A 12309-nucleotide genomic window follows, 5' to 3' on the forward strand; every position below is an offset into this window, starting at 1 on the left:
AACCGTCATCAGGTGGGCAGCGGCTGGCCCAGGCCCTTCCTCAGGGCCTCGTCGATGAGGGACTGGACCTTGCGCTCGGCCTCGCGTCGCAGGGCTTCGGCCTTCTCGCTGACCTTCTCCTGTTCGCGACCGAGCGCTTCCTGACGCTCGCCGAGCTTCTCCTGCTCGCGGCCGAGCGCCTCCTGCTCACGGCTCAACGCTTTCTGCTGCTCGTCGAGCGCGTCGATCTGCTTGTCCAGCTCCGCCTCCTGCTTGTCGAGCTCCGCCTGGCGGCGCTCCCGCTCGGCCTCGGGCAGGGCGTCCGCGCGGTTCGACTCGAAGCGCAGCCCGGCGCGCTTGTGGGCCAGCTCCGCGTGCCGCAGGCCGAGCTCGCTCTGCTTGATGCCCAGCGCGCCCTGCTTCATGCCGAGCGCGCCCTGCTCGCGGCCCAGCGCGCCCTGGCGCTCGCCGACCTTGCCCTGCGCCTCGCCCGCGGTCCGCACGTCGTTGAGCGCCTCGCGCACCGTCTTCAGCGTGGCCGCGTCGCGGATGAGGAAGGTCTCGCCCTTGCGGCGGACGTAGAGCAGCTCGCCGCCCTTCTTGTCCTTGAACATCTTGGCGAGCTGCAGGTCCACCATGCTGCCGTTCATCGTCGCGCTGTCGCCGGACAGCAGCACGTAGCCGGAGTCGTCATCGAGCGGCTCGGGAGGACGCGGCGGCTTCGGCGCCGGGGGCCCACCCGCCATGGCCATCATCGGCGTCGGCGGCGTGGGAGGACGCGGCGCGCTCCCCATCATCGGCGTCGGAGGCGTCGGCGGCATCACGCGCATCGAGGGCGTCAGCGGCGTCACGAGCGTCGGCGGCGTCACCGCAGCCGGGGCCGTGGGCGACACCGGCGTTCGCGGAGCGGCGGGCGAGGCCGGCGTCGGCGCGGGCATCACGCCGGTGCGCGTCGTGCCCTGCTTCTGGGACGGCGAGGCCGGCGTCTCGGCGGCGGGCGCCGGAGAAGGCGCGGCGGCGGGCGCCGGTGCCTTCGACGTGTCCTGTCCTTCCGGCCGGGCGACGACCTGGAAGGGCACCAGGGCCACGAGGCCCAGCACGGACAGCGTCACCTTCAACCAGCGACGGGAATGGGAGGAACCGATGTCGACGTGCTCCAGCATGCTCAACCTCCTGTGCAACGCGTGAACGTGGTCCGAGGCGCCGAGCGCCGCGGCGCTTCCATGGGGACGGGCGACCCCGAAGGCGAGCAGCAGCTCGCCGTAATCCGCGGGCTCCGCGCCGGTGAGACGCAGGGCCTCCGCGTCACACGCCTCCTCGCGAGCCAGCGCGTATTCCTTCACCGCGCGCCGCGCGAGCGGATGGAAGAACAGCAGCGCCTCCGTGAGCGCCGGCACCCAGCCGAGCCACAAGTCGCCGCGCTTCAGGTGCGCCACCTCGTGCGCCAGCGCCATGCGCAGCCCCGCCAGCGGCAGCCGTCGCACCGCCTTCGTCGGCAGCACCACCACGGGCTTCCACAACCCCGTGGCCAGCGGGCTCGTCACCTGGTCCGACACGAGCAGCGCCGGCACGCGCCGCAGCCCCGCGCTGGCGGCCAGCTCGCGGACCTCCTCCTCCAGGTCCGGATGATTCAAGCACCGCGCATCCCGACGCAGCCGCGCCATCGTCACCCAGTTGCGAGCCTGCGCCCGCACCCGCCACACCACGCCCCCGAGCCACGCCGCGAGCACCGCCCACAAGAGGAGCGCCTTCCCATGGGACGCCAGCATCCGCGTCCACCCCGCCACCTCACCGCGAGGCGCGACCGGCGACACGACGAGCCCCTCCGACGCGACCTCGCGCTTCTCCACGTGCACCTCCCGCGTGCCCACCCCGCGGTACACCGGCGCCTCCACGTACGCCCCATGCACCACCGGCGCCGAGGGCTCGACCTGCGCCAGCGAGGCCACCGGCTCCGCCGACGCGCCGCCCAGGAACGAGAGCGACGCGGGCAACACCGGCAGCGACAGCGGATGAGGCCCCACCAGCGACACCACGAACTTGAGCGCCACCAGCCACCACAGCCCCGCGCGCACCGCGGCCGGCATCCGCGCCCACAGCCGCGTCAGCGCCCACACCAGCCCCGCGCACAGCGCGCCCTGCCACGACGCGCGCCACAGTCCCTCCGGCCATGACGACAGCCACGCGGCCACATCCACGAGCCATTCCGTTCGCATGGGCTAGTCCTTCTTCTTCTTCGAGCGAAGCCGAGCCACCACGTCCTGCAGCTGCGCCAGCTCCGCGTCGGAGACATCCTCCGCCTCCGACAGATACGCGGCGAACGGCGACAGCGAGCCGGACAACGTCCTCTGCACGAAGTCGTCCACCACGCCCCGCAGCAGCTCCCCCTCCGGCACCGGCGAGGCGTACTGGAACACGCCGTCCACCTTGCGCCGCGTGAGGTACCCCTTCTGCCGCAGCCGCTCCATCACCGTCAGGATGGTGGAGCGCGCCAGGCCCTGCGCCTCGCCGAAGCGCTCCGCCACCTCGCCCACCGTGGCCGGCCCATGCTCGGCCACGTACCGCAGCACCGACAGCTCCTGCTCACCGACCGGCTTCTTCATGGCGCATCCCGTGACGACAACTGTAGTCACGAAGAAGGTACGCGTGACTACAAACGTAGTCAAGCGCGAGGCTCCAGGGGAGCGGCGCCCTTTCGCGGGCCCGGAGCGCGTCCCATGTTTGAAACAGCGCCCTCCCAGGTCCGGGACGGGAGCAGGCGACATGGGCACGGAAGGTGGAGCGCATGGCGAAGGGCGACATGCGACGATGGCAGGCGGGCCCGGGTGCCCAGGCCGCCTCGCGCCCCGTGACGCCCCACGAGCGGCTGCTCCAGGTGGGCCGCGACCTGCGCGCCGCGCTCGTCGTCGACGCCCAGGGAGGCGTCATCTGGATGGACCTGGTGCTCGCGCTGGCGGCCGGCTGGGAGGGCGGTGGAGAGCAGGGCCGCTCCTGCCGAGAGGTCCTCGCGCGCCTGCCCTGGCTCTTCACCGCCGTGCGGGCCGCGCTGGCGGGCGAGCAGGGGCTGGGTGAGGGCAGCGGCCAGGGACAGCGTCTCTTCGCCGTGGTGCTCCCCGTGTACGGGGACGACGGCTCGCTCGTGGGCGCATGCGCCCGGCTTCAGCCGCGACAGGCCCCGCGAACAGCGCACGCCGTCCCGAGCGCGGAGCACGTGCGCGAGCACTACGAGAGCCTCATCGACAGCATCGACGGCATCGTGTGGGAGGCGGACGCGGAGTTCCGCTTCACCTTCGTCAGCAACCAGGCGGAGCGGCTGCTGGGGCTGCAAGCGCGGCGCTGGGTGAGCGAGCCCGACTTCTGGGCGCGCCATGTCCATCCGGAGGATTGGAGCCGCGTCATGGCCACCTGCCTGGGCGCGCTGCGCCAGGGGCGCACCCACGAGCTGGAGTTCCGCATGATGACCGACAGCGGCCAGGCCGTGTGGATGCGGACGCAGGTCACCGCCACCGCGGAGGAGGGCCGGCCGGTGAGGCTGCGCGGGTTGCTGGTGGATGTCACCGAGCAGCGCCGCGCGCGCGAGCGCCTGGAGCACACCCACTCCGTGCTGCGCGCGACATTCGACTCCATCGCGGACGGCGTCATCGTGGTGGACGCGGAGCGGCGCATCATCGCCTTCAACAAGCGCTTCCAGGACATGTGGGACCTGAGCGACGCGCTGATGCGCCCACGCATCGCGGAGGCGGCCCTCCGCCACGCCGCGCCCCAGACGGCGGACCCGGAGGCGTTCCTCGCCAGCATCCAGGCGCAGTACATCCCCTCCGACGCCGTCCACGTGGACGTCATCGAGATGAAGGACGGCCGCGTGCTGGAGGGCACGTCGCTGCCACAGCGGATGGGCGACGCCATCATCGGCCGGGTGTGGAGCTACCGGGATGTGACGCAGGAGCGCCGCGCGAAGGTGGAGCGGGAGCGGCTGCTGGTCGCGGAGCAGAACGCGCGCGAGCGGACCGAGGAGTCCTTCGCGCTGCTCGACACCTTCCTGGCCCACGCGCCCGTGGGGCTCGCGTTCCTCAACCGGGAGCTGCGCTACCTGCGCATCAACACCGCGCTCGCGTCACTGCACGGCCACTCGCGCGAGTGGGAGCTGGGGCGGACCGTGTGGGAGGCCAACCCGCTCATGGCGCCGCACTTCGCGCCGCTGATGCTCCAGGTGATGGAGACGGGCATCCCCATGAGCGACATGGAGATGTCCGGCAACGTGCCCGCGACGCCGGAGGAGCTGCGCCACTGGCGCGTCAGCTACTACCCGGTGAGCACGCCCAGCGCGGGCATCGTCGGCCTGGGCGCCGTCGTCGTGGAGGTGACCGAGGAGCACCGCGCCCGACAGGAGCGCGAGCGGCTGCTCAAGGAGGCCCAGGAGGCCATCCGCGTCCGCGACGACTTCCTGTCCATCGCCGCCCACGAGCTGAAGACGCCGCTGACGCCGCTCAAGCTGCACCTGCAGATGATGAAGCAGCAGGCCACCCAGGGCCACGCCCCCAAGCCCCACCACGTGGACAAGGCGCTCTCCCAGGTGTCGCGCCTGTCGCTGCTCATCCACGACCTGCTGGACGCCACCCGCATCGAGGCGGGACGGCTGGAGCTGCACCGGGGCGCCGTGGAGCTCCAGACGCTCATCGACGAGGTGCTCGCGGAGACACGCCCGCTCACGGGACAGCACACCCTGGAGCGCGTGGTCCCGCCCGAGCCGCTCGTCGTGCTGGGGGACCGCGGGCGGCTCGCGCAGGTGCTGTCGAACCTGCTGGAGAACGCCTTCAAGTACAGCCCCACCGGGGGCTGCGTGCGGCTGAAGCTGGAGCGCGACGGGAGCTGCGCCCACGTGTCCGTGCGCGACTCCGGCATCGGCATCCCCGAGGACCAGCGCGAGCACCTGTTCCAGCGCTTCTTCCGCGCGCGCAACGCGCCCATCTCCGGCTTCGGCGGGCTGGGCCTGGGGCTCTACATCTGCCGCGACATCATCGAGCGCCACGGCGGCCACATCTGGGTGGACACCCGCGTGGGCCACGGCTCCACCTTCCACTTCACCCTGCCCCTGGCCCCCTGAGGCGCGCGCCTTCAGCGCTGGAAGTCCACGCCCACGCCCGCGCCCACCGTCACGCCGCGCACCAGCACGTTGTCCGCCTGCGGGAAGTGCACCGTGCCGCCGGAGCCCCAGGCGTACAGGTGGTTCACCAGGCGCTGACGCACCTCCGCGCTCACCGAGTAGCGCGGCCGGTCTCCCAGCGCCGTCAGCACCGCGCGGCCCAGCACGCGGGTGCGCCCGCCGGGCAGCTCGAAGCCCGCGGACACGTCCAGGTCCGTGCGGCCGAAGCCGTGATACTGCGCGGCCACGCTGCCCAGCAGCAGCGTGGTGTCCGCGCTGCCCTTGGCGATGGAGGCCTCCAGGTAGCCGGAGAAGCCCGTGGGCAGCTCCTCGTCCGCGATGGGCTGCTCCGCCAGGCCCGTGCCGGAGAAGCGCCCCAGCTCGTAGTCCGGGCCGAACATGCCGAAGCGGAAGCGCCCGCCCTGACGGCGGCCCTGCACCGTCACGCTCAGCTGCGTGCCGCTGGCCAGCTGCCCCTCGAAGGCCACGCCCAACAGGCCACCCACCGCCGGAGAGTGCGACTCAGCGAAGCGCGCGCCGCCGCCCAGGAGCGCCCACGCGCGCAGCCGCTCGCCCTTGTACAGCGCGATGTCGCCGCCCAGCGAGGTGAGCGTCATGTTGGGGGACTCGCCGCCGGCCTTGCCCGCGTCGTGCGCGGCGGACAGGCGGAGCAGGTAGCGGTCGAAGCGGTTCGCGTCGTCGCTGGCCGCGCGGCCCAGGTCCAACATCACCTCCGCGGCGAAGATGCGCGCGGCGAGCACGTCGCTCGCGATGACCTCCGCGCGCACCGGCCCCTTCACCACCGTCAGCGAGCCGCCGGCCGGGTGGTAGTCGGGCGACAGCACGTTGCTGTAGCGGCCCATCAGGTAGCCCCGGCCCAGCGACTCCTCGACGAAGGGCTCCACGCGCAGGAAGAACGGCCGGCCCTCCTGGCCGATGCGCAGCATGCGCACCACCTGCCCCATGTCGCTCAGCTCGTCCCAGTCCTCGCGGCGCAGGCGCGCGCCGTAGTCCCCGTCCGCCTGCTTCGGCTCCTCGTCCACCATGCGCATCCGGAGGTTCGCCCCCAGCCGCAGCACGAAGGAGTCTCCCTTCGTCAGCCCCAGCGACGGGTAGACGCGGATGAACAGGTCCTGCCCGCCTCCCGGTGTGCCGGACGGCAGGCTCAGCCCGCCCACCTCCAGCTGCCCGCCGAAGCCGAAGCCGTCACCGCCCTTGCGGCTGCCCGGGGGCGCGGGCTCGTCCAGGCGCGCCTTGGACACGGGCGTCTGCTGGCCGGAGGAGATGGAGCTCTCGTCCGAGGGCCCCTCCTCGGAGATGGTGGAGCTCTGGTGGGTAACGAGGGCGAACAGGACGAGGAGGGGGGCGCCAGTCATCGTCTCCCGAGTCTACCCGGCCCCGCCCTCCCGCGAAGCGCCCGGCCGCCGCCCGGGTGTGGGTGACACTGCCGAGCCTCGGCACACCCACCCGACGGGTGACACCCCGGGAGTGACGGGTGCGTCACCCTCCGCCGTAGTGGCCGCCCCCCTCGGAGTCCGCGTCCGCGGGGAGGATGGCCCGGTGGGGCCGCTCCTCGGCCGCGCCCACCAGCCAGCGCGACAGCAGGCGGATGCCGGAGGCGAACAGCCCGTCCTCGCCGCCGCGCAGCGCCTCGAAGAGGGACTCGTCCAGCACGGAGTCCTCCGGGTCGATGACCAGGTCCTCGGGCTCCAGCGACTTGAGCAGCGGGCTCTGGTCGAACACCGTCTCCATGGGGTGCGGGCGCAGCCGGTGCAGCCCCGCGCTCGCCACCGCGTCCAGCCAGTCCACCAGCCCCGCGTCCGCGCGCATCAGCGGCGCCAGCGTCTCCGCGCCGGACAGCCCCGCGTGCTCGGCCATCAACGACACCCGCACGCGGCGGATGGCGCGCGACACCGCGTCGCCGTCGGCCTCCGCCTCCCAGCTCAGGTTCAGCTCCGAGTCCAACCCCAGGCTGCGGTTGGTGGTGTTGGCCGAGCCCAGCGTGAGGAAGCGGTCGTCCACCACCATCACCTTCGAGTGGATGTAGGTATAGACGTCCTCGCCCGTCTGCTCGTCGCGCGCCGCCGAGCAGTACACGCGGAAGGTGTTGCCCGTCTCGCGCGCCACCCGCTCCAGCGCGCGCAGCAGCCGCACCTGGGCGATGCCCATGGCCAGTTGCTCGCGCAGCGCCTCGGGCTGCTTGGGCAACACCAGCACCACCTGGATGGGTGGACGCCCGGACTCGCGGAAGCGGCGCACCAGCGCCTGGAAGATGGCGCGGGAGGAGAAGTACTGGTTCTCGATGTAGATGAACCGGTCGGCCGCCTCGATGGCGTCCAGGAACAGCGCGCGCACCTCCTGCACGGCCTCCTGGGGCGGCAGCAGCGTCTTGCCGAACGTGCGGCTGATGGCCACCGGCCCCGGCGGCGCCGGCACGCTCGAGCTGAACGTCACGTCGTCGCGCGCCACCGTCGGCAGGTGCAGCTCGCCGCCGCCCGAGTGCGCCCATCTCGCCTCGAACAGCTCCGTCAGCCGGCCCACCACCGGTCCGGTGAACACGGCCTGCACGTCGTGGTAGGGCCCATGCGGGTCCCTGCCGCTGTCGCAGCGCAGCGACGAGCTCAGCCGGTGGTCGCGGTCGTCCCAACGACAATCACAGACATCCATGCCGCCGCTGAAGGCCTGCACGCCGTCGATGACCACCAGCTTCTGGTGGTGCGCGCCATACAAGGGACTGGACGGGTCGAAGCGGAAGCGCACGCGCTCGTTCGTCGTCCAGTTGAACAGCAGGTGCTGCATCCACTCGCGCTCCATCGCGAGCAGCAGGCTGAAGTCCCACGCGAGGATGTACACGTGCAGTTCGGGGTTGGCCCGACACAGCGCGTCCAGCATGGGCAGCAGGCGGACCTCGCCGCCGCGCGCCTCCTCCAGGTCCTCGCCTCTCAGGAGCGACACGTCGCTGTCGAACTGCCAGCCCGTCATCGCGATGTAGCGCCGGGCCTTCTTCGCGGCCCGGTACAGCTCACGGTAGTAGGCGCGTCCATCCACGAGAACGCCCGCGTCGCTCGTTTCCTCCACCGTCCAGCAGTTGCGTCCGGGAATGATGATGCGCTTCACACACCCAACCCCCTCGCCGCCCTCCCCTGGCGCCACGCGCTCGTGGCGCCCTCACCGCCAAGGCCCCGGCCCTCAGCCCACGAAGACGATGTGCTTGCCGGTGGCCAGCACCATGTCCTGCGAGGACATCACCTGCTTCACCTTCTTCACCTCGCCGCCCACCGTGTCGAACGCGGCCGCGATGAGGTCCCCCAGCGTCACCTGCACCTTGCGAGCGCTCTTGCCAGCCCCCGACACCGCACGGGCCGTCGTCGCCTTGACCTGCCGAGCCTTCCGGATGACCGCTCCACGCCGCTGAGTCTTCGCCATGGTTCTTCTCCAAGGATGAGGGTTACCGCGTAATCCCGCCGCCACCGCCGCCGCCCGACTGCCCCCTGCCCTTGAGCAACCCACGTGCCGAGCCGCCTCCCCCTGTCCTCTCGCGGGTTTGCGGCACTCGCCCCCGCCCGGAGGGCTGGAAGGACTGCCATTTTTTCAGTCCGTGCGGCGATCTCCGCACCCAATGTTCCCAGCCCCGCATGGGCACACCCACCCCCACGTCCCACGCCACACATGACTGTCTGGAATCAGACACGAGACAGTGAGACATGGGTCAGCCCCGCCCCAATCCAAAACATCCACAGCAACGGAAAAGTTTGAACATATCAGTCAATTTGAAAATACCCGCGAAACCCGGTTCAATGCGTGGCATCGAATCGCGAGGTCAGCCACGTATGGAATTGAAGACCCCCTCCGTCCATCCCACCCCTCCGGCCTTCGCGTCCTACCAGGGCATCGAGGTCATCGGTCAGTCCATCCTCGCCATCGTCAACGGGATGGAGCTGGCCCAGGCGCGGGCGCTGCGCATCCTCGCGGAGAATGGCATCACCCCGCTGGAGGCCAAGACCTGGTACCCGATGTCCGCGCTGCTGAAGTCCTTCAGCCTGGTGTTCGACAAGATTGGCCCCAGCACGGTGCGAACGATTGGCCGGAAGATTCCGGACAGCGCGCACTTCCCGCCGGACATCGACACGCTGGAGAAGGGGCTGCGCGGCGTGAACATGGCCTACGGCATGAACCACCGCGGCAAGGGCAACATCGGCGGCTACCACTTCGAGCCCGTGGACAAGCGCAACGCGAGGATGCGCTGCGACAATCCCTACCCGTGCGACCTGGACTACGGCCTCCTGGAGGCAATCACCGACAAATTCCGCCCCAAGGATTCTCTTTGGGTGCGTATTGAACATGACCCCAAGAGTTGCCGTCGCCGGGGAGATGGGGCCTGTACGTACAACATCAGTTGGTAGCGCACACCGCTGGCCTCCAAGCCCACACATCTCCCCTGCGTGGGCCTGGGCGCTTCGACAAGACACTCCGCCAGGGCCGAGCGGAGTCCAAGCATCCGCATCTGGGAGGGACATCCATGAAGGCCGTGCTCCAACACATCGCGGTGTGCGAGGAGCGGTTCGCCTCACACCCCTTCTTCTCGGACCTGAAGCAGGACCGCCCGATTGAGCAGGTGATGGCGTTCGCGCCGCGCCTGACGTTCTGGGTGATGACGTTCCAGGACGTGCTGCGCCTCAACGCGCACTTCATCCAGGACGCTCATCTCAAGATGCTCGCCACGCGCCACCACGCGGAGGAGGGCGGCCATGACCAGTGGTTCGAGGACGACATCGCCCAGCTCACCGGGGGCTCGCTGAGCATCGGCGCGCTCTACGGCAAGGCGCACGCGAAGACGCGCGACGCCGCCTACGCCATCATCAGCGAGGTGTACCGGCCGGTGGACGACCGGCTGCGCATCGTCCTCTTGTGGGCGCTGGAGTCCACCAGCCACGTGTTCTTCAGCCGCACCGCCATCGTCAGCGCGGCGCAGGGCGCCGACGAGCGGCTCAAGTACTTCTCCGACCACCACATGCAGGCCGAGGCGCAGCACGCCATGTTCGAGCAGGAGCTGGCGGCGGAGCTGGAGGCCATGGTGCTGGAGCCCGAGGTGCGCCGCGACGCCCTGGCCATGGTGGACCGCGTCTACCGCGCGTTCGACACCATGTTCGACGGGCTGCGCATCCACCTGGAGCACGAGCGCGCCGACCAGGCCGAGCCCCGCCAGGCGACGGTGGCCCCGGCGCCCTCGCGCGTCGAGGAGCCCTTCGAGGTGGACGAGACGGACTTCAGCGACGTGGCGCTCGCGGTGGACCGGGCCGCCTGAAGTCCCGAGAAGACCTTGGCCGGCCAAAGCGTGACGCGGCCGGCCCGGGGTTACTTCGAGGGCGGGGAGAGCACCAGGATGAGCTCTCCGCCCACGTGCTTGCCGGCCTTCTGGTAGACGGCGCCCTGACGGCCCAGCTCCACGTCCAGCGTGGGCTGGCGGGGGATGGCCACGCGCACGGTGGCGGTGCCGTCCTTCATGCCCACCAGTTGCAGCGACGCGTTGCTGCCGTTGGGCAGCTTCACCTCGGTGGACTGCTTCGCGGTGACGTCCAGCGTGTCGTTGGACAGCCGCTTGAAGGAGGTGAAGTTGAAGTTCTGCTTCTGGAACTGCTCCTTCATCTTCGCCAGCTCCGGAGGGTCCACCTCCGTGCCCTTCTTGGAGGCGAGCACCACCTCCACCTGGACGCGGACCTTCTGCTCCTCCTGGGCCTGGCTCACCAGCGGCATGAGCACGCCCAGGCCCAGCACGGCCAGCAACACCCGGCCGGACGACATGTGTCTCATCACAGGGGACCTCCCGAGGGCCGCTCCACTTCCGACTTCGGCTTGCCCAGGGGTTTTACTCCCTTGCCGCCACGAAGGCCGCCCCCAATGTCCTCGCCCTGCTCCTCATCCTCCTGGGACGGGTCGTCCTGCGTCTCCTCGTCGACCAGCCAGATGATGGTGCCACCATTGTCCGTCTCCATCACCACGGGCGCCACGCGCGCGTCCTGGTAGGGCTGGATGGACTTCACCGTCATGCGCTCGGCGCCGTAGCCCACCGGGGCCCTGTCGCTGAGCAGCAGCGGCAGGCCCACCGCCACCAGCACCGCCGCGGTGGCCAGCGAGGAGACCATCGCCGTGCGCTGGTAGAGGAACATCTCCGACAGGGCCAGCTTCAGCCGCTCCAACAGGGGCGGCTTCTCCGGCGTCACCCGCGCCATGACCTTCTGGGCGAAGTCCTTGAAGTCGACGTCGTCCACCGCCATGTCCAGGCCGACCCGGAGCAGGCCCGACTCGGCGCGCAGGTCCGCCGCGCGCCCGGTGCAGTCTCGGCAGGCGGTGAGATGCCGCTCCACGTTCACCCGCTCCGCGGGCGTCAGCTCTCCGTCGACGTACGGAGAGAGCATGGGGACGAAACGCTCACATGCGGGATTTCCGGCCATAACCTTCACCCTGCTCGGTGGTGGAACCTGCGAATGCTGTGGCTGTGACGCCGGGTCCCCTCAGATATTCGAGGGCCCTTCATTCGTTCCCCACGCCGCTCTTCGCTTCGTCCAACTCCAGGTATTCACTCAGGATTTTCTGGACCTTGGCCCGGGCATGGAACAGCCGGCTCATCACGGTGCCCTTGGGAATATCGAGCGTGCGGGCCAGGTCCTCGTAGGACATGCCTTCGATCTCCCGGAGCAGCAGGATGGCGCGGTGCTTCTCCGGCACCGTGCTCAGGGCCTCCTGAATCTTCTCCGCCAGCTCCCGCCTCAGCGCGCTCTTCTGGGGGTTGGTGCCCAGGCGGCTGCCCAAAGCGCCGATGCGCGCCTCGGACAGGTCCATGGCCTGGCTCTCGTCGAACTCCACCGCCTCGCCTCCACCGCCGCGCTTTCGCAGCACGTCGATGCAGATGTTCACGGTGATGCGGTAGAGCCACGTGTAGAAGGACGAGTCGCCCTTGAAGTGGTCCAGGTACTTGTAGACCTTGACGAACGCCTCCTGGGAGACGTCCATCGCCTCCTCCTTGTCCTTGAGCATGCCGAGCGCGACTGCGTACACCTTGCGCTGGTAACGCTCGACGAGGAGCTTGAAGGCGCGTTGGTCGCCGCTCCGGACGCGCTTGACGAGTGTGAGGTCGTCGGTTGCCAATGGGTGCGGCAACGTACCACAAGCCGGCGGGGGCCGAGACT

At 70.3% G+C, this 12309-nt stretch carries 11 protein-coding genes; 3 read left to right on the plus strand and 8 right to left on the minus strand.

Going from position 1 to position 12309, the window contains the following annotated elements; translation table 11 throughout:
* Positions 1 to 8 precede the first annotated feature (8 nt).
* Entirely contained in the window at positions 9 to 2195 is a 2187-nt protein-coding gene (locus tag AC6JA9_RS38365) for a M56 family metallopeptidase (RefSeq protein WP_497958629.1), read from the minus strand.
* A 3-nt stretch (positions 2196 to 2198) separates the two neighbouring features.
* Positions 2199 to 2582, minus strand: a complete 384-nt coding sequence (locus tag AC6JA9_RS38370; protein WP_141330281.1) for a BlaI/MecI/CopY family transcriptional regulator — start codon at positions 2580 to 2582, stop codon at positions 2199 to 2201.
* Positions 2583 to 2764: 182 nt separating this feature from the next.
* Between AC6JA9_RS38370 and AC6JA9_RS38375 the strand changes: the two genes are divergently transcribed.
* Positions 2765 to 5083, plus strand: a complete 2319-nt coding sequence (locus tag AC6JA9_RS38375; RefSeq protein WP_497958630.1) for a PAS domain-containing sensor histidine kinase — start codon at positions 2765 to 2767, stop codon at positions 5081 to 5083.
* Positions 5084 to 5094: 11 nt separating this feature from the next.
* Here AC6JA9_RS38375 and AC6JA9_RS38380 read toward each other — a convergent pair whose 3' ends face one another.
* The 3 genes from AC6JA9_RS38380 to AC6JA9_RS38390 all read right to left on the minus strand — a co-directional run bounded on the left by AC6JA9_RS38380 (position 5095) and on the right by AC6JA9_RS38390 (position 8548).
* Positions 5095 to 6498, minus strand: coding sequence for a hypothetical protein (locus AC6JA9_RS38380; protein ID WP_223749701.1), 1404 nt, complete (start codon positions 6496 to 6498; stop codon positions 5095 to 5097).
* 124 nt (positions 6499 to 6622) lie between these two features.
* Complete coding sequence (locus AC6JA9_RS38385; protein ID WP_223782783.1) at positions 6623 to 8239, minus strand: phospholipase D-like domain-containing protein; 1617 nt, start codon at positions 8237 to 8239, stop codon at positions 6623 to 6625.
* Positions 8240 to 8311: 72 nt separating this feature from the next.
* Positions 8312 to 8548 carry a hypothetical protein gene (locus AC6JA9_RS38390; protein WP_046716565.1) on the minus strand — a complete coding sequence of 79 codons (237 nt, stop codon included), beginning with the start codon at positions 8546 to 8548 and terminating at the stop codon, positions 8312 to 8314.
* Positions 8549 to 8952: 404 nt separating this feature from the next.
* Here AC6JA9_RS38390 and AC6JA9_RS38395 point away from each other — a divergent pair, with 404 nt between their 5' ends.
* Entirely contained in the window at positions 8953 to 9525 is a 573-nt protein-coding gene (locus AC6JA9_RS38395; RefSeq protein WP_223749699.1) for a hypothetical protein, read from the plus strand.
* 116 nt (positions 9526 to 9641) lie between these two features.
* Positions 9642 to 10427, plus strand: a complete 786-nt coding sequence (locus AC6JA9_RS38400) for a hypothetical protein (RefSeq protein ID WP_223749698.1) — start codon at positions 9642 to 9644, stop codon at positions 10425 to 10427.
* A 50-nt stretch (positions 10428 to 10477) separates the two neighbouring features.
* Here the strand turns inward: AC6JA9_RS38400 and AC6JA9_RS38405 are convergent, their stop codons facing one another.
* The 3 genes from AC6JA9_RS38405 to AC6JA9_RS38415 all read right to left on the minus strand — a co-directional run bounded on the left by AC6JA9_RS38405 (position 10478) and on the right by AC6JA9_RS38415 (position 12268).
* Positions 10478 to 10936, minus strand: coding sequence for a hypothetical protein (locus AC6JA9_RS38405; protein WP_420715346.1), 459 nt, complete (start codon positions 10934 to 10936; stop codon positions 10478 to 10480).
* The gene (locus AC6JA9_RS38410) at positions 10933 to 11574 is read right to left on the minus strand and encodes an anti-sigma factor family protein (protein WP_046716569.1); all 642 of its coding nucleotides are present in this window, start codon (positions 11572 to 11574) and stop codon (positions 10933 to 10935) included. The genes AC6JA9_RS38405 and AC6JA9_RS38410 overlap by 4 nt, the downstream gene beginning before the upstream one ends.
* 79 nt (positions 11575 to 11653) lie before the next feature.
* Positions 11654 to 12268 (minus strand): RNA polymerase sigma factor, encoded by a 615-nt coding sequence (locus AC6JA9_RS38415; protein ID WP_141330510.1) that lies wholly within the window; start codon positions 12266 to 12268, stop codon positions 11654 to 11656.
* Positions 12269 to 12309 lie beyond the last annotated feature (41 nt).

This window comes from Myxococcus sp. MH1 (genome assembly GCF_059738865.1).